Source organism: Streptomyces actuosus (genome assembly GCF_016921115.1).
In the GTDB taxonomy this organism is placed as follows: Bacteria; Actinomycetota; Actinomycetes; order Streptomycetales; family Streptomycetaceae; genus Streptomyces; species Streptomyces actuosus_A.
This window is the reverse complement of record NZ_JAFFZS010000003.1, coordinates 233,600-248,821: the sequence shown is the minus strand read 5'-3', so window position 1 is coordinate 248,821 and position 15,222 is coordinate 233,600. Positions and strand designations below refer to the sequence as shown.

The window sequence follows — 15,222 nt, the reverse complement described above, 5'->3', positions numbered from 1 at the left end:
GGCCGGGCCCGGCGGGCCCCCTGTCAGCCGTCCCAGGCCCAGTCGGCGACCTCGGGAAGGTCGGTGCCGTGGATCCGGATCCAGTCGTGGTGGCGCAGCCGCGCGTCCTCCATCCGCTGCCGTACGGACGCGGCGCGCACCGCGAGGCCCGGCACGCGGTCGATGACGTCCATCACGAGCCGGTAACGGTCGAGGTCGTTCTTGACGACCATGTCGAAGGGCGTGGTGGTGGTGCCGATCTCCTTGTAGCCGCGCACGTGCAGGTTGCGGTGACCGCTGCGGCGGTAGGCGAGCCGGTGGACCAGCCACGGGTAGCCGTGGTAGGCGAAGATGACGGGCCTGTCGGTGGTGAACAGTCCGTCGTACTCGAAGTCGGTCATGCCGTGGGGGTGTTCCTCACTGGGCATGAGGCGGGCGATGTCGACGACGTTGACCACGCGTACCGCCAGCTCGGGCAGGTGCCGGCGCAGCAGCTGCGCGGCGGCCAGGACCTCCTGGGTGGGCACGTCGCCGGCGCAGCCGAGGACGACGTCGGGGTCCCGGGTACCGTCCTCGGTGCCGGCCCAGTCCCACACGCCGGCGCCGCGGGCGCAGTGGACGCGGGCCTGGTCCATGGTGAGCCAGTCGAAGCAGGGCTGCTTGCCGGCGACGACGACGTTGACGTAGTCACGGCTGCGCAGGGCGTGATCGGCCACGGACAGCAGGGTGTTGGCGTCCGGCGGCAGGTAGACGCGTACGGCCTCGGGACTCTTGTTGAGGATGTGGTCGACGAAGCCGGGGTCCTGGTGGGAGAAGCCGTTGTGGTCCTGCCGCCACACGTGTGAGGTGAGCAGGTAGTTGAGGGAGGCGATGGGGGCGCGCCAGCTCATCGGGCGTGTGACGCGCAGCCACTTGACGTGCTGGTTGACCATCGAGTCGACGATGTGCACGAACGCCTCGTAGCAGGAGAACAGCCCGTGCCGGCCCGTCAGCAGGTAGCCCTCCAGCCAGCCCTGGCAGGTGTGCTCGGAGAGGATCTCCATGACCCGGCCGTGCCGGTCGAGGTGTTCGTCGACCTGGAGCGTCTGCGCCTGCCAGGCCTTGCCGGAGGCCTCGTACACGGCCTGGAGCCGGTTGGAGGCGGTCTCGTCGGGGCCGACGAGGCGGAAGTCTCGCCGGTCCGCCGTGGCCTGCATGACGTGCCGGAGCAACTCGCCCAGCACACGGGTGGGTTCGTGCATCGTCGCGCCGGGTTTGTCGACGGGGACGGCGTAGGTGTCCAGGTCCGGCAGGGGCAGTTCGCGCAGCAGCAGGCCGCCGTTGGCGTGCGGGGTGGAGCCCAGGCGGCGGGTGCCGTCGGGGACGCAGGCGAGGACCTCCGGCCGAGGGCGGCCGTCCTCGTCGAACAGTTCCTCGGGGCGGTAGGAGCGCAGCCACGCCTCCAGCTGCCGGAGATGATCGGGGTTGTCGCGGACGGCGGACAGCGGCACCTGGTGGGCGCGCCAGGTGCCGGCGACGGGCAGGCCGTCGACCTCGGCGGGGCCGGTCCAGCCCTTCGGGGTGCGCAGCACGATCATGGGCCAGCGCGGGCGTTCGGTGGCGCTGTCCTCGCGTGCGGCGCGCTGCAGGGCGGCGATGCGGTCCAGGGCGGTGTCGAAGGCCTCGGCCATGGCGCGGTGGACGGCGGCGGGGTCGTCGCCGGTGACGTGGATCGGGTCGTGGCCGTAGCCCCGGAGCAGGTCGTCGAGCTCCGGCTCGGGAAGGCGGGCCAGTACCGTCGGGTTGGCGATCTTGTAGCCGTTGAGGTGGAGGACCGGCAGGACCGCTCCGTCGTGGACGGGGTCGAGGAACTTGTTGGAGTGCCAGGAGGCGGCCAGCGGCCCGGTCTCCGCCTCGCCGTCGCCGATGACGCAGGTCACCACCAGGTCGGGGTTGTCCAGGGCGGCGCCGTAGGCGTGCGAGAGCGCGTAGCCGAGTTCTCCGCCCTCGTGGATGGAGCCCGGTGTCTCGGGGGCGACGTGGCTGGGAATGCCGCCGGGGAAGGAGAACTGCTTGAACAGGCGGGCCATGCCGGGCGCGTCCTGGGTGACGTCCGGGTAGGTCTCGGTGTACGAGCCCTCCAGCCAGGAGTTGGCGACGACCGCGGGGCCTCCGTGCCCGGGCCCCCAGATGCACAGGGCGTTCAGGTCCCGGGCCCTGATGACGCGGTTGAGGTGGGTGTACACGAGGTTCAGGCCGGGTGACGTGCCCCAGTGCCCGAGCAGGCGCGGTTTGACGTGCTCGGGGCGCAGCGGCTCGGTCAGCAGGGGGTTGGCCATGAGGTAGATCTGGCCGACGGCCAGGTAGTTCGCGGCGCGCCAATGGGCGTCCAGGGTCCTCAGTTCGTCGGCGTCGAGCCGAGGGGACGCCTGCTGGGGATCGGCGGGCATGTCGGGGGTCCCTTCCGGTCGGGTGCGGTGGGGCGGTGCAGGCCGTACGCACCTCACCACCCTGTCCGCCGTGCCGGGGACCCGACAGGGCCGATCGGCCCATCCGGCCGAAACGGGTAAGCCGTCCGGGGCGGTCACGGATCGAGGCCGTACCGGCTGTGGCCGGCGACCAGTTCCCGGCCCGTCACCAGGTCGGGCTCGATGCGCACGAAGACCTCCCACGGGGACGGCGCCCAGGAGCGCGGGCCGGTGCGGGCCAGGCGCTCGTGCTCGGCGGGGTCGGTGATCACCGCGGCGGGGCCGGTGACGACGACGCTCCAGCCGCTGAACCGGGCGCTGTCGATCTCGTCGGCCTCGAAGGCGACGACGGCGCCGTCGACGGCGCGCACCAGGTCGGAGGCGGCGGAGGTGCACAGCAGGACGGCGCCGTCGGCGTCGACGCGGAAGTTGACCGGCAGCACCGCGGGCAGGGCCTGGCGCGTGAAGACGACCCGCCCGACCGGGACCTTGGCCATCAGGCGCAGGCACTCCTGCCGGTCGAGTTCGCGGAATCCGTCGTTGGGATACATGGGCGTTCGTCTTTCACCGGATGCGATGGGCGGTGTGGTACCGGACCAGCCTCCGCCGGGCAGCGCCGGGAACGGAGGGGCCATGAGTCCCGGCCGAGTCGGACAACGGACCCTTTCAGGCCGAAATGCGACGTCCGGAGATGGCGGCGGGATCGATACGGATCCACAGGGGGCGCAGTCCGCCGGCCCAGGGCTCGCCGGAAGCGCGGTCCGCCAGCCGGCGCACGGCGGCCGGATCGGTCACGGCCTGCGCCGGTCCCCTGACCAGGACGCTCCAGCCGGTGCTGAAGGCGTCGTCGATGCGGTCGACCTCGAAGGCCACCCGGCGGCCGGCCGCCCGAGCGGGTGTCGCCCGCGGGTCGGTGCGGTAGACGACAGCGCCGTCGACGACGCTGTAGTTGACGGGGACGACGACGATGCCCTCGACGGTGAGCAGGGCAAGCCTCCCGACGCCGTGCTCGGCCAGCAGGGCACGGCACTCCTCGGCGTCCAGTTCGGTGAAGGAGGCACCGCGCAGGGCCCGGCCCGGACCGGGTGGCCGGTCGGCGCCGGCGCCCATCAGCTCGGCCAGACTGGTCTGGAGCGCCGCGGCCACCCTCCGCAGGGCGCCGGAACCGGGCGCGGCCCCCGGGTGCTCCTCCAAGTGGCGCAGGTAGGAGCCGGGCATCCCGGCGCGGGCTGCCGCTTCCTCCCGGGTGAGCCCCAGCTGCGCGCGCCGCAGGGCGATCCGGCGCCCCAGGTCGCCGGTCGGAGTCTCCTTCGCCGTCTTCGGCAGAGCCTGTCCGGCCATGGCGGTCACCTCCTGAGTTCGGGCCGTGCGGGCGGCGGCCCGGAGCGATGGGGAACCGGGCCGGCAGGGCTCGGCCGCCCTGTGTCCGTCCGGCACCTCCAGACTGGGCCCGGCCGGGACGCAATGCTTGGGCCGGTCGGCCCTTCCGCACGCACCGTCCAGCCCGATTGTCTGTCCGTATGTCCGAACCATCCGCCGACCCCGCACCGGCCGACAGCAAGGGTTCCGCCACCGGGACGACGGTCGTGGCCCCGCGCGGCGACCTGGACCTGCTCAGTGCGCCGCCGCTGTCCGCGCGGCTCGACACACTCACCGCCGGGCCGCGACCGGACGTCGTGCTGGATCTGCGGGCGGTGTCCTTCATCGACTGCGCCGGACTCGGGGTGCTGTGTCGTGCCCGCAACCGGGCCCTGGCCCGCCAGGGGCGGCTGCGGCTCGTCGCGGACAACGCCCACTTCCTGCGCATCGTGCGCCACGTGGGCCTCGACGGCGTCTTCGACATCATGCCGCGGCTCCCGGAGACCCTCGCTGTCGCGGGGGCCGGGCGCGCCGCGGCGCCGGCCGGGGACCTACGGGGCTGAACGGCCCCTCGGCCGGCCTTCGAAGGGGACCCAACGGTCCCCTGCCACGGCCGGTCGGCCTCTGCCGACGGACCGGCTCCCACCGTCATCGTGGCGGCATGGAGGCGAAGAGGCGAAGCGGACGGCGACGAGGAGGTGCGCACCGATGAGCGGCACGCGTGTGAAGCGACGCCTGTGGCGGTGGCGCAGCAATCCGCTGCGGCGGCACGACGACGTCGTCGAGGCCTGGGTGGTCCTGGTCGTCTGGCTGGTGATCACCGTGGGCGGAACGCTCGTCGGTCTGATGGCGGCACACGCCACGGACCAGGCCCTCGCCCGGCAGCGCACCGAGCGGTATCCCGTCCAGGCCGTCCTGGTGACCGACTCATCGCGACCGGCCATCGGGGACTCCAGCTCCGGGGACCGGGTCACGGCGAAGGTGCGCTGGACGGCGCCGGACGGCGCCACCCGCACCGGCTACGCCCTGGTGGACTCCGGGCAGAAGGCCGGCGCGCACGTCGTGGTGTGGCTGGACGCGCGTGGGGCGCTCGCCCACGAGCCGCCGAGCCCGGCGGAGGCCGCCCTCGAGTCGGCCCTGTTCGGCGGCGCCGCCGCGCTCGGCCTGGCGGGTCTGGCGCTCGGCTGCGGTGCCGTGGTGCGGTGGCGTCTGGACCGGCGGCGCATCGAGGCCTGGGGCAGGGAGTGGGACGTGGTGGAACCCCGCTGGGGCCACCGGACCGGCTGATGCCGCGGTAGGTGGCGCATCCCTACGGTCGACCGGCTGACGCCGCCCGTGCGGCGGCGGGTCCCTACGGCGCCTGTGCGGGAGTCCGGGCCCGGTCCAGGCGTGCCACCCGGGCCAGGTTCTCCCGGTCGTCAGCCTCGTCACCGGCCGCGCCGGCGAACCACGCGTCGAGGATCTCCTTGAGCAGCGGCTCGGAGGTCAGCCTCAGGCTCAGGGCGAGTACGTTGGCGTCGTTCCAGCGGCGCGCCCCGTCCGCCGTATAGGCGTCCGTGCACAGGGCCGCGCGGACACCGGGCACCTTGTTGGCGGCGATCGAGGCGCCGGTGCCGGTCCAGCAGCACACGACGGCCTGGTCGGCGCGGCCCGCGGCGACCTCGCGGGCCGCCGCCGCGGAGCAGGCCGCCCACTGCGGGTCGTCACCGGGCCGCAGTGCTCCGTACGCCGCCACCTCGTGGCCGCGCTGCTCCAGCTCCGCGATCAGGGCGCGGGCCACGGGTGCGTCCATGTCGGAGTAGACGGAGATCCGCATGTCCGGAGCCTACCGCGCGCCCGGGTCCGCGCAGGAGCGGCGGATCGGGCGTGCGGTCGGGGGGCGTCTACCGGCGGGGGCGTCCTGACGGAGTGGCCCCGTGAGCGGCGCGTCCGCGCGTCCCCTCGGCGGGACGCCGCCCGGTCGCCTGGGCGCGGGTCGGCCGCGACGCGGAGCCCCCTTCGGCACGCGCGCGTGACCTTCGCCACCTCAAGGTCGATACTGCCCCCAGAAGACCCCGGGCCACCGCACGTACGTCGAGCCACGACCGCCTGACGCACCGTTACCGAAGTCGGCACGTCCCCGTTGCCCGTACCGCCGGAACACTCTTCCGACCGCCGCGGACGGCCGCGGCCGCCAACTGAAGACACCAGCTCCGACCGGTGGGAACACAGGTCGGGGAGTCGCTGCTCCGCTCCTTTGGAGGTACCCATGAGGATGCTCATCAACGTCCCGGAGACCGTCGTCGCCGACGCCCTGCGGGGCCTGGCCGCCGCCCACCCGGAGCTGACCGTCGACGTCGACCGACGGGTGATCGTACGACGGGACGCGCCCGTGGCCGGCAAGGCGGCGCTGGTGTCCGGGGGCGGCTCGGGGCACGAGCCGCTGCACGGCGGTTTCGTGGGCCCCGGGATGCTGTCGGCGGCGTGTCCCGGTGAAGTGTTCACCTCGCCGGTGCCCGACCAGATGGTGCGGGCCGCGGCGGCCGTGGACAGCGGGGCCGGGGTGCTGTTCGTCGTGAAGAACTACACAGGCGACGTGCTGAACTTCGACATGGCGGCGGAACTGGCCGAGGACGAGGGAATCCAGGTCGCCAAGGTCCTCGTCGACGACGACGTGGCGGTCACCGACAGCCTCTACACGGCCGGGCGGCGCGGCACCGGGGCGACGTTGTTCGTGGAGAAGATCGCGGGCGCGGCGGCGGAGGAGGGGCAGCCACTGGAGCGGGTGGAGTCGGTCGCCCGGCAGGTGAACGCCGGATCGCGCAGTTTCGGGGTGGCGCTCGGTGCGTGCACGACGCCGGCCAAGGGCAGCCCCACGTTCGATCTTCCGCCGGGCGAGCTGGAGTTGGGGATCGGCATCCACGGCGAGCCGGGGCGCGAGCGGCGGCCGATGATGACGTCCGCTGAGATCGCCGACTTCTCCGTGCACACCATCCTGGAGGACATGAGCCCGCGCAACCCCGTACTGCTCCTGGTCAACGGCATGGGCGCGACGCCCCTGCTGGAGCTGTACGGATTCAGCGCCGAGGTGCAGCGCGTGCTGACCGAGCGGGGCGTGGCCGTCGCGCGCGTCCTCGTCGGCAACTACGTGACGTCGCTCGACATGGCGGGCGCCTCGGTCACGCTGTGCCAGGTCGACGAGGAGCTGCTGCGGCTGTGGGACGCGCCGGTGCGGACGCCGGCGCTGCGCTGGGGCATGTGACCGGCGTACGCGAGACGACAGGGGCCGGTGCGGCGACCCGTCCGCCCCGTCCCGCCCCACCCCATGCCGCGCCACCTCTCACGCTAGGAGATCCCGTGCTCGACGCCGACTTCTTCCGCCGCTGGATGACGGCGACCGCCGTCTCCGTGGACCGCGAAGCCGAACGGCTCACCGCTCTCGACTCACCGATCGGGGACGCCGATCACGGCAGCAACCTCCAGCGGGGCTTCACCGCGGTCGCCGCCGCGCTGGAGAAGGAGGACCCGAACACGCCGGGTGCCGTGCTGCTGCTGGCGGCCAGGCAGCTCATCTCGACGGTCGGAGGGGCGTCGGGGCCGCTGTACGGAACGCTGCTGCGCCGCACCGGCAAGTCCCTCGGCGACGCCGCCGAGGTCGGGGAGGCGGAACTGGCGGCGGCGTTGCGCAGCGGCGTGGACGCGGTCATGGCGCTCGGCGGAGCCTCGCCCGGCGACAAGACCATGATCGACGCCCTGGTCCCGGCGGTGGACGCGCTCGCCGACGGGTTCGGCGCGGCCCGCGCCGCCGCCGAGCAGGGGGCCCTGGCCACCACGCCGATGCAGGCCCGCAAGGGCAGGGCCAGCTACCTCGGGGAGCGCAGCATCGGGCACCAGGACCCGGGGGCGACCTCGTCGGCCCTGCTGATCGCCGCGCTCGCGGAGGCCGGGAGCGAGGCCGCCGGTGAGTGACGCGCTGCGGGTGGGGGTCGTCCTGGTGTCGCACAGCGCGCAGGTCGCGGCGTCCGTGGCCGAGCTGGCGCGGGGCCTCGCTGGTGCCGGCGCGTCGGTGGCCGTCGCGCCGGCCGGCGGCACCGAGGGCGGCGGGCTGGGCACCAGCGCGGAACTGATCGCCGGGGCGGCCGCCTCGGTGGACCGCGGTGCCGGGGTCGCCGTCCTCGCCGACCTCGGCAGTGCGGTGCTGACGGTGAAGGCGTTGCTGGCCGAGGGCGACGAACTGCCCCCGGACACGCGCCTGGTGGACGCCCCGTTCGTGGAGGGTGCCGTCGCCGCGGTCGTCACGGCGGCCGCCGGCGCCGACCTCGACGCGGTGGAGGCGGCGGCCGCGGAGGCGTACGGCTACCGCAAGGTCTGACGACGCGGGAGCCAGGGCCCGCGGAGTCGCTCGGGTCGCCGACGACGGTGCTCCGGGGTGCTGGTGGCCGGGGCGGGGAGCGGCCGGCGGTGCCGGTGCCGGACGTGGTGGTCCGACGGGGGCGCCGGGAGCCTGGCCGGGGCACTGCCCGGCGGGCGGCCGGTGCGCGGGCCCTGACCCGCCCGGTCGCCCGCGTCGCGCGAGGGGGCCCCGGGTCAGTCGCCGCCGACGACGAACAGCCGGGCCAGCCGTTGTCCCACCGCCACCGCCGCCGTGTGGTCCTCGATCGGCTTCACCTGGGAGTGGCGGAAGACGATGTACGTCACCCCGGAGGCCGCCCCGCCGCCGCGCGGGTCGGCACGGATGCCGAGGGCCCGGGCGGTGGCAAAGGAGGCCTCGCCGATGATGTCGGCGGGGCCGGTGTCGGCGACGACGGCGTACTCCACCCGGTTCTCGTGGACGACGGCGGCGACGGAGCCGCCGCGCACACCGTCGCCGCGGGGGTCCCAGATCCGGCTCGGGGCGGGCACGACGATATAGGGCAGGTCCTCCGCGCTCGGGTAGCGGCCGTCGGACTGCACGGAGGCGGTGGTCCCGTTGTACAGCGGATCCGTGAGGTGGTTGCAGGCCGGGCCGGGCCGGCCGTCGCAGTCGATGTCCATGTCGGCGGTCCAGAAGACGGCGTCCCGGGTTCCGCACACCGCGACCGTCGGCTCCTCACCGTCGTCGGTGCGGTAGCGGCCCCGGGAGATCTGGTCGCACGTGCGCACCCGCGCCAGCAGGTCGGCCGCCCCGACCACGCCCTCCTGCCGCACCGCCGCCGAGGCCCCGGCCGGACCTGCCGCGGGCCGCGGGGCGGCGGGTGGCATCGTCGGGGCCAGCAGGGCGAGGCCTGCCGCGGCCAGCGTCAGCGACTGGACACGCACGATGGGACCCCCTCATGGGGACGGTGGCGGACACCCGGCCCAATCTGACGCGGGTCCCGGCGCGCGGCCACTTCGAGGGGGCCGTATGGTGCACGGCGCCTGACGGTCCGACAGGGGCCGGGGGCCGAGCCTGCCTCGGTTCCGGCCCCCGGGCCGCCTGCACCGGCGCGGGGACAGCGACGACAGCGGCCCGCGCCGTCGGCATGAACTTCCCAGCCCTCGTCGGGAGTTCAGCCGCAAGGGGGTTCAGCATACGTAACTTCTCCCGATGGTCACCAATGCCGGCCCGTACGGCGACCGACCCCTTGATGCACCCTCACCCCGGGGCGCATATTGGTCCGTACCAACACATGCCCGTGTCGGACCGGGAGGTCACGTCGTGCGACGCGTTCTGCTGTACGGGTGCCTGCTGCCGGCGACCGCCTGCGGCTGGGCGGGCGCGACCACCGGGGAGAGCGGCCGGATGCCCGGAGCGCCGACCGGTGTCATCGCCGAGGCGGGCAGCGCCACCGGTGTGCACGTGATGTGGAACGCGGTGTCCGCCGCCGACGGCGTGCGCGCCTACGAGGTCTACCGGGGCGGCAGCAGGGTCGTGGAGGCTCCGACGACGGCCGGGCCACCGCCCCGACCGGTTTCGGCGCCGGGTCGCACCGGGCGGGCGGCGCCTACTACCTGGACCTGTCCTGGGTGCCGCCGGGCGCGGACGGGGTGGTCACGGAGTACGAGATCCAGCTCGACGGCCGGACCGCCACGTCACTGGTGTGGGGCGGCAGCGCCCCGCAGGAGCGGGCGTCGTACAGCTTCTACGCGGGCCGGGAGGCCGGCGTCACGCACCGGGTGCGGCTGCGGGCGAAGCTGCCGGACGGCACCTGGGGCGGCTTCACCCCGGAGCGGACGGTGACCACGGGGCACTGACACCGCCCCGTCGCAGGCCGCGGCCGGCGCCGCCGGGCGGGGCCCGCATGGGCCGTCCGATGGAATCCGTCACCTGCCCGGATGCGGTCCGCATGCGGGCGGCACCGCGGGCACGTTGGCTGCGTCTGAGGCAGCACGGGCGTTCCCGATCCTCGGCGGCGCAAGGGATGTACCGCCAACCGTGCCGCCGGAGGACACTCCCATGCGCAACGTGAGACTTCTCCGCCGCGGCGGCCTGACCGTGGCAGCCGCCGCCGCGTTCCCGCTCGCCCTGGCTGCCGCGGGACCGGCCGACGCCCGCGGCTCGGGCATCTCGGTGAGCACGACCGGGTCCACCGTGTCGGTGGTGACCAGTGCCTGTACCCAGATCAACGGCAGTTGGGGCACGGGCTCCCTGCTCAACAGCAGCCAGGACGACTTCTCCCAGGGGCGCCAGGTGGCACTGTCGGGGACGGGGGTGAGCCAGTCGGCCGCCTGGTCCGACGTCAACCCCGGCACGTACACCGTGGTCGTCGTCTGCTCCAACCAGCAGACCGCGGGCACCCAGTCCGTGATCGTGTCCGCGCCCTCCACACCGACCATCTCGGCGACGGCCTCGCCCTCACGCGGGGTGGCGGGCGGCCTGGGCGGTGCCGTCCGTGACTACGGGCCGGTCACCTTGGGCGTCGGTGCGGCCCTGGTCGGCGCCGGGGTCATCGCGACGGCGTGGTTCGTGCGCCGTCGCTCGAAGCCGTACCGTCTGTGACGTCCGTGCCGCCGCCCGGTCCGCCGGGCAGGTCGGGCAGCTCCTCCAGGGCCTGGGCGAGCCACTGCGTCCAGAAGGTCTCCAGGTCGATACCCGCCCGCAGGATCAGGTGATGCAGCCGGTCCTGCGGGCCGTCCTTGCCGGGCGGGAAGTCGCGCCGCTCGATCTCCCGGTACTCCTCCAGCTGCCGCCGGTGCAGCTGGAGGTGGCGCCGCAGATCGCCCTCCAGCCCGGCGGTGCCGACCACGGCCGCGGCGCGCAGCCGCAGCAGCAGGGCGTCGCGCAGGGGCTTGGGGTCCTGCGCCGCGGCCGTCCACCGTTCCAGTTCGGCGCGGCCCGCGGGCAGGACCTCGTAGCTCTTGCGCTGCCCTCGGGCCGGCTGCTCCGGCGGCAGCGCGCGGATGTGGCCCTCGGCCTCCAGCTTCCCCAGCTCACGGTAGATCTGCTGGTGCGTCGCGGACCAGAAGTAGCCGATCGACTTGTCGAACCGGCGGGTGAGCTCCAGTCCCGAGGACGGCCTTTCCAGCAGGGCGGTGAGGATCGCGTGCGGGAGTGACATGGACTCATCCTAGGGACGGGGGCGGCGACCCCCGCACCCGTCGCGGTGCGGGGCCCGGCGACGTCCGCCCGTCGGGGAGGGCGGTGCCGGGCCACCGCCTCCCGCGTCGACACGGCTGGTGCCGGGACCGGAAAGGTCTGCCGGTGAACCCTTCCGGTCACAGCGCTGGAGACCAGTGCCGCGGCAGGCAACGTTCGTCCGTCGAGGAGCGGCGTCCGGTGCGTGCTCCCGGTGTACCGGCCGGAGGCCCTCGTACGGGATGTACTCGGGCTCTCGTCCGGTGCGGCGAGAGCGCGTGCCGGGCGTCGCGACGGGGCGAACGTCGCCTGGTGCGGCACTAGAGCGCCGCCGCCAGCTCGGTGCCCTGCTTGATGGCCCGCTTGGCGTCCAGCTCGGCGGCCACGTCGGCGCCGCCGATCAGGTGGACGCTGCGGCCGGCGGCGCGCAGTTCCTCGTACAGGTCGCGGCGCGGCTCCTGACCGGTGCACAGCACGACGGTGTCGACCTCCAGGACGGTGCTCTGCCCGTCGACGGTGATGTGCAGCCCGGCGTCGTCGATGGCGTCGTAGCGCACGCCGGGGATCATGGTGACGCCGCGCTGCTTGAGTTCGGCGCGGTGGATCCAGCCCGTCGTCTTGCCGAGGCCCGCGCCGACCTTGCTGGTCTTGCGCTGGAGCAGGTGCACGGAGCGCGGCGGGGCGGGCCGCTCGGGCGCGGTGAGTCCACCGGGGCCGCGGTAGTCCTGGTCGACGCCCCAGTGGCGGAAGTACGTCGTCGCGTCCTCGCTCGCCTTGTCGCCTCCGTCGGTGAGGTACTCGGCGACGTCGAAGCCGATGCCGCCGGCGCCGAGGACGGCCACGCGGTCGCCGACGGGGGCGCCGGCCTGCAGGACGTCGAGGTAGCCGATGACGCGGGGGTGGTCGACACCGGGGATGTCCGGGGTGCGGGGGGTGACGCCGGTGGCGACGACGATCTCGTCGTAGCCGTCCAGGTCCCCGGCGGTGATCCAGCCGCCGAGCCGGACGTCGACGCCGTGCGTGTCGAGCTGATGGCGGAAGTAGCGCAGCGTCTCGTCGAACTCCTGCTTGCCGGGGACCTTGCGGGCCACGTTGAGCTGGCCGCCGACCTCGCTCGCGGCGTCGAAGAGGGTGACGTCGTGGCCGCGCTCGGCGGCGGTGACGGCGCAGGCGAGTCCGGCGGGGCCGGCGCCGACGACGGCGACGCGCTTGCGCAGCCGGGTCGGCGAGAGCACCAGCTCGGTCTCGTGGCAGGCGCGCGGGTTGACCAGGCAGGAGGTGATCTGGCCGCTGAAGGTGTGGTCGAGGCAGGCCTGGTTGCAGCCGATGCAGGTGTTGATGGCCTCGGCGCGTCCCTCGGCCGCCTTCTGCACGAACGCCGGGTCGGCGAGCATGGGGCGGGCCATCGACACCATGTCGGCGACGCCGTCGGCGAGCAGCTGCTCGGCCAGCTCGGGGGTGTTGATGCGGTTGGTCGTGACGAGGGGCACCGACACCTCGCCCATCAGCCGCTCGGTCACCCAGGTGTAGGCGCCGCGGGGGACGGAGGTGGCGATGGTGGGGATGCGGGCCTCGTGCCAGCCGATGCCGGTGTTGATGATCGTCGCCCCGGCCTCCTCGATCGCCTTGGCGAGGGTGATCACCTCGTCGAGCGTGGAGCCGCCGGGAACGAGGTCGAGCATGGACAGCCGGTAGATGACGATGAAGTCGTCGCCGACCGCCTCGCGCACCCGCCGCACGATCTCCACCGGGAAGCGCATCCGGTTCTCGTACGAGCCGCCCCAGCGGTCGGTGCGGTGGTTGGTCCGCGCGGCGATGAACTCGTTGATCAGGTAGCCCTCGGACCCCATGATCTCGACGCCGTCGTAGCCGGCCGAGCGGGCGAGCCGGGCGGCGTGGGCGTAGTCGTCGATGGTCCGCTCGACCTCGGCGTCCGTCAGCTCGCGCGGCGGGAACGGGCTGATCGGTGCCTGCAGCGGGCTCGGACCGACCAGCTCCGGGTGGTAGGCGTACCGCCCGAAGTGCAGGACCTGCATCGCGATGCGGCCGCCCTCGCGGTGCACCGCGTCGGTGATCTCCCGGTGCTGCTCGGCCTCCGCCTCGGTGGTCATCTTGGCGCCGCCCGGATAGGGCCGGCCCTCGTCGTTGGGTGCGATGCCGCCGGTGACGATCAGGCCCACGCCCCCGCGGGCCCGCTCGGCGTAGAAGGCAGCCATGCGTGCGAAGCCGCGCTCGGCCTCCTCCAGGCCTACGTGCATCGAGCCCATCAGGACGCGGTTGGGCAGAGTGGTGAAGCCCAGGTCGAGCGGGCTCAGCAGATGGGGGTAGCGGCTCATCGGGCCCTCCGTGCGCGGTGTCGGTCCTCCTGTTGTAGAGGACCGACACCCCTTTATGCAACTAGTTGCACAATGACGGAGGGCCCGGCCGGCGGACGGCCCTCATCCCGGCGGGCCGCCCGCGGGTGTCATCGGCTGCCCAGCAGGACGTGCAGTTCCCGCTCCTGGTCGCCCGAGGCACTGGAGAGGTCCCGCACGGCGAAGAGGGAGTCCAGGGTGCTGCGCAGCCGGTCGATGGCCCAGTAGCCGCCCTGCGCGTCGGCCTCGACGGTGGAGGACAGCCGGCCCGGCGGCGGGCAGGTGTGCGCCTCCGTGACCTCGAAGGTGCCGAGCCACACCATGGGGCGGGTCTCGTGCAGCTGCTGGGGGACGTCCCCGGCGCCCCGGTCGGACTCGAAACACGCGCACAGCGCGTCGAAGACGATGCGGGCGTCCTCCTTGCTGCAGCCGCTGATCTCGACGGAGACGGGCTCCTCGTGCAGTCGCTTGCCGGCCATGGTGATCGCTCCTTCCCTCACCGCGGCGCGGCGGTGCGGGTTCTCCGCGTCGCCGCTCCCGCACCCCCAAGAAAAGCACCGGCCGCCGGTGGGGGCCACCGGCGGCCGGTTCGGGGTGCCGGGGCCGGGCCGGCACCCCGCGGTCAGCCCCGGGTGAAGCGGTAGGTCATGCTGTCGGTGAGGACGCAGAAGCCCGGCGACATCACGATGACGCGCAGGGTCCCGGTCCGGCGGTCGTAGTCGATGCCCTCCGTCTCGAAGCCGCCGGAGCAGCCGGAGCGCGTGGGCAGCCGGCGCAGGGCCGTGACGTGGCCGGCGACGTCGGAGCCGCCGGGTGCCGCGGACAGGTCGACCTGCAGGAGCGGCTTGGTGAGGCCGAACAGGCTCCCGTCGGGGTCGTCGGAGGAGCACAGCAGACGGGTGGCGGTGACGAAGTCGCAGCCCTGCACGTCGCGCACGGCGCGGTCGAGCCGCACGGTCGAGGCCTGCGGCAGGTCGGACGAGGGCGAGGTGGCCGCGTTGACGCCGGGCGTGGGGAAGACGAGCAGCCGGCTCATGGTGCCCCACTCGCCGGCCAGCATCCACTGACCGTCGGGTGAGACGGCGACCCAGGAGTTGTTCAGGGCCTCGCCGGGGCCGAGCGCGTGGACGTACTCCGACCAGGTGCCGTCCGGCGCCTGTACGCGGAACATCTTCGCGCCCCCCGAATCCCGCTGGTAGGGCTCTATGTAGTGGCCGTCGTACGAGGCGTCGGGGTCGCCGACGTGGTTCCAGCCGCGCAGGGCGACACCGAAGGGGATCGTGCCGATGCCGGTGTAGTGGTTGGGGCTGCCGGAAGGGATCTCCACCGAGGTCAGGCCCTGGCTCTCGGTCAGCGGGGCGGCCCGGTCGGAACCGACCTCGGTCCAGGTGTCGGAGGCCGCCGCGGGCGGTGCGGCGGACAGGGTGAGGACGGTGGCGGTCGCGAGAGCGGCCAGGCCCGTCAGGGCCGACCGACAACGTTGCCGGACAGGGTTCAGCGGCATGGAACGGACTCCTCGGGTGGGGCGGCGCACGGGGGCGGTCCGGCGCTCAGTCTGGCCCGATCAGAT

15 protein-coding genes and 1 pseudogene are annotated in these 15,222 nt (G+C 73.9%); 7 read left to right on the top strand and 9 right to left on the bottom strand.

The window, feature by feature from the left end; translation table 11 throughout:
- Positions 1-23 precede the first annotated feature (23 nt).
- The 3 genes from JS756_RS06235 to JS756_RS06225 form a co-directional block, all read right to left on the bottom strand.
- Entirely contained in the window at positions 24-2,408 is a 2,385-nt protein-coding gene (locus JS756_RS06235; RefSeq protein ID WP_205381930.1) for a phosphoketolase family protein, read from the bottom strand.
- Between the two features lie 134 nt (positions 2,409-2,542).
- Positions 2,543-2,977, bottom strand: coding sequence for a pyridoxamine 5'-phosphate oxidase family protein (locus JS756_RS06230; protein ID WP_205381929.1), 435 nt, complete (start codon positions 2,975-2,977; stop codon positions 2,543-2,545).
- Positions 2,978-3,092: 115 nt separating this feature from the next.
- Positions 3,093-3,767, bottom strand: coding sequence for a helix-turn-helix domain-containing protein (locus JS756_RS06225; RefSeq protein ID WP_205381928.1), 675 nt, complete (start codon positions 3,765-3,767; stop codon positions 3,093-3,095).
- A gap of 179 nt (positions 3,768-3,946) precedes the next feature.
- Here JS756_RS06225 and JS756_RS06220 point away from each other — a divergent pair, with 179 nt between their 5' ends.
- Together JS756_RS06220 and JS756_RS06215 are read left to right on the top strand one after the other, a co-directional pair.
- Positions 3,947-4,348 carry an STAS domain-containing protein gene (locus tag JS756_RS06220; protein ID WP_205381927.1) on the top strand — a complete coding sequence of 134 codons (402 nt, stop codon included), beginning with the start codon at positions 3,947-3,949 and terminating at the stop codon, positions 4,346-4,348.
- Positions 4,349-4,493: 145 nt separating this feature from the next.
- Positions 4,494-5,072, top strand: a complete 579-nt coding sequence (locus JS756_RS06215; protein ID WP_205381926.1) for an Rv1733c family protein — start codon at positions 4,494-4,496, stop codon at positions 5,070-5,072.
- A 64-nt stretch (positions 5,073-5,136) separates the two neighbouring features.
- On the opposite strand, the gene JS756_RS06210 is transcribed toward JS756_RS06215, so the two are convergent.
- Positions 5,137-5,601, bottom strand: a complete 465-nt coding sequence (locus tag JS756_RS06210; RefSeq protein ID WP_205381925.1) for an RpiB/LacA/LacB family sugar-phosphate isomerase — start codon at positions 5,599-5,601, stop codon at positions 5,137-5,139.
- 432 nt (positions 5,602-6,033) lie between these two features.
- On the opposite strand from JS756_RS06210, the gene dhaK reads away from it, so the two are divergent.
- The 3 genes from dhaK (at position 6,034) to JS756_RS06195 (ending at position 8,136) form a co-directional block, all read left to right on the top strand.
- Positions 6,034-7,026 (top strand): dihydroxyacetone kinase subunit DhaK, encoded by a 993-nt coding sequence (gene dhaK / locus JS756_RS06205; protein ID WP_205381924.1) that lies wholly within the window; start codon positions 6,034-6,036, stop codon positions 7,024-7,026.
- A 95-nt stretch (positions 7,027-7,121) separates the two neighbouring features.
- On the top strand, positions 7,122-7,733 hold the full coding sequence (gene dhaL / locus JS756_RS06200; RefSeq protein ID WP_205381923.1) for a dihydroxyacetone kinase subunit DhaL: 612 nt from the start codon (positions 7,122-7,124) through the stop codon (positions 7,731-7,733).
- Complete coding sequence (locus tag JS756_RS06195; RefSeq protein WP_205381922.1) at positions 7,726-8,136, top strand: PTS sugar transporter subunit IIA domain-containing protein; 411 nt, start codon at positions 7,726-7,728, stop codon at positions 8,134-8,136. Before dhaL ends, JS756_RS06195 begins: the two co-directional genes overlap by 8 nt.
- A gap of 215 nt (positions 8,137-8,351) precedes the next feature.
- Here the strand turns inward: JS756_RS06195 and JS756_RS06190 are convergent, their stop codons facing one another.
- Positions 8,352-9,062, bottom strand: a complete 711-nt coding sequence (locus tag JS756_RS06190) for a glycoside hydrolase family 75 protein (RefSeq protein WP_205381921.1) — start codon at positions 9,060-9,062, stop codon at positions 8,352-8,354.
- A 379-nt stretch (positions 9,063-9,441) separates the two neighbouring features.
- Here JS756_RS06190 and JS756_RS06185 point away from each other — a divergent pair.
- Both JS756_RS06185 and JS756_RS06180 read left to right on the top strand, forming a co-directional pair.
- A pseudogene (locus tag JS756_RS06185) lies at positions 9,442-9,977 on the top strand (hypothetical protein).
- 202 nt (positions 9,978-10,179) lie between these two features.
- On the top strand, positions 10,180-10,722 hold the full coding sequence (locus JS756_RS06180; protein ID WP_205381920.1) for a hypothetical protein: 543 nt from the start codon (positions 10,180-10,182) through the stop codon (positions 10,720-10,722).
- On the opposite strand, the gene JS756_RS06175 is transcribed toward JS756_RS06180, so the two are convergent.
- The 4 genes from JS756_RS06175 to JS756_RS06160 form a co-directional block, all read right to left on the bottom strand.
- A complete protein-coding gene (locus tag JS756_RS06175; protein WP_205381919.1) occupies positions 10,670-11,281 on the bottom strand; it encodes a PadR family transcriptional regulator in 612 nt (203 codons plus the stop codon). The two genes, JS756_RS06180 and JS756_RS06175, sit on opposite strands and share 53 nt — an antisense overlap.
- Positions 11,282-11,618: 337 nt before the next feature.
- Positions 11,619-13,634 carry an NADPH-dependent 2,4-dienoyl-CoA reductase gene (locus JS756_RS06170; RefSeq protein WP_205381918.1) on the bottom strand — a complete coding sequence of 672 codons (2,016 nt, stop codon included), beginning with the start codon at positions 13,632-13,634 and terminating at the stop codon, positions 11,619-11,621.
- A gap of 128 nt (positions 13,635-13,762) precedes the next feature.
- Positions 13,763-14,131 carry a hypothetical protein gene (locus JS756_RS06165; protein WP_205381917.1) on the bottom strand — a complete coding sequence of 123 codons (369 nt, stop codon included), beginning with the start codon at positions 14,129-14,131 and terminating at the stop codon, positions 13,763-13,765.
- Positions 14,132-14,274: 143 nt separating this feature from the next.
- Positions 14,275-15,156 (bottom strand): hypothetical protein, encoded by an 882-nt coding sequence (locus JS756_RS06160; RefSeq protein WP_205381916.1) that lies wholly within the window; start codon positions 15,154-15,156, stop codon positions 14,275-14,277.
- Positions 15,157-15,222: the final 66 nt, after the last annotated feature.

What these genes read in the sequence shown, in the direction of transcription:
- JS756_RS06180 (WP_205381920.1), top strand. Translation starts at nt 10,180, where the DNA reads ATGCGCAACGTGAGACTTCTCCGCCGCGGCGGCCTGACCGTGGCAGCC.
- JS756_RS06175 (WP_205381919.1), bottom strand. Translation starts at nt 11,281, where the DNA reads ATGTCACTCCCGCACGCGATCCTCACCGCCCTGCTGGAAAGGCCGTCC.
- JS756_RS06160 (WP_205381916.1), bottom strand. Translation starts at nt 15,156, where the DNA reads ATGCCGCTGAACCCTGTCCGGCAACGTTGTCGGTCGGCCCTGACGGGC.
- JS756_RS06210 (WP_205381925.1), bottom strand. Translation starts at nt 5,601, where the DNA reads ATGCGGATCTCCGTCTACTCCGACATGGACGCACCCGTGGCCCGCGCC.
- JS756_RS06230 (WP_205381929.1), bottom strand. Translation starts at nt 2,977, where the DNA reads ATGTATCCCAACGACGGATTCCGCGAACTCGACCGGCAGGAGTGCCTG.
- JS756_RS06225 (WP_205381928.1), bottom strand. Translation starts at nt 3,767, where the DNA reads ATGGCCGGACAGGCTCTGCCGAAGACGGCGAAGGAGACTCCGACCGGC.
- JS756_RS06220 (WP_205381927.1), top strand. Translation starts at nt 3,947, where the DNA reads ATGTCCGAACCATCCGCCGACCCCGCACCGGCCGACAGCAAGGGTTCC.
- JS756_RS06165 (WP_205381917.1), bottom strand. Translation starts at nt 14,131, where the DNA reads ATGGCCGGCAAGCGACTGCACGAGGAGCCCGTCTCCGTCGAGATCAGC.
- dhaK (WP_205381924.1), top strand. Translation starts at nt 6,034, where the DNA reads ATGAGGATGCTCATCAACGTCCCGGAGACCGTCGTCGCCGACGCCCTG.
- JS756_RS06215 (WP_205381926.1), top strand. Translation starts at nt 4,494, where the DNA reads ATGAGCGGCACGCGTGTGAAGCGACGCCTGTGGCGGTGGCGCAGCAAT.
- JS756_RS06170 (WP_205381918.1), bottom strand. Translation starts at nt 13,634, where the DNA reads ATGAGCCGCTACCCCCATCTGCTGAGCCCGCTCGACCTGGGCTTCACC.
- JS756_RS06235 (WP_205381930.1), bottom strand. Translation starts at nt 2,408, where the DNA reads ATGCCCGCCGATCCCCAGCAGGCGTCCCCTCGGCTCGACGCCGACGAA.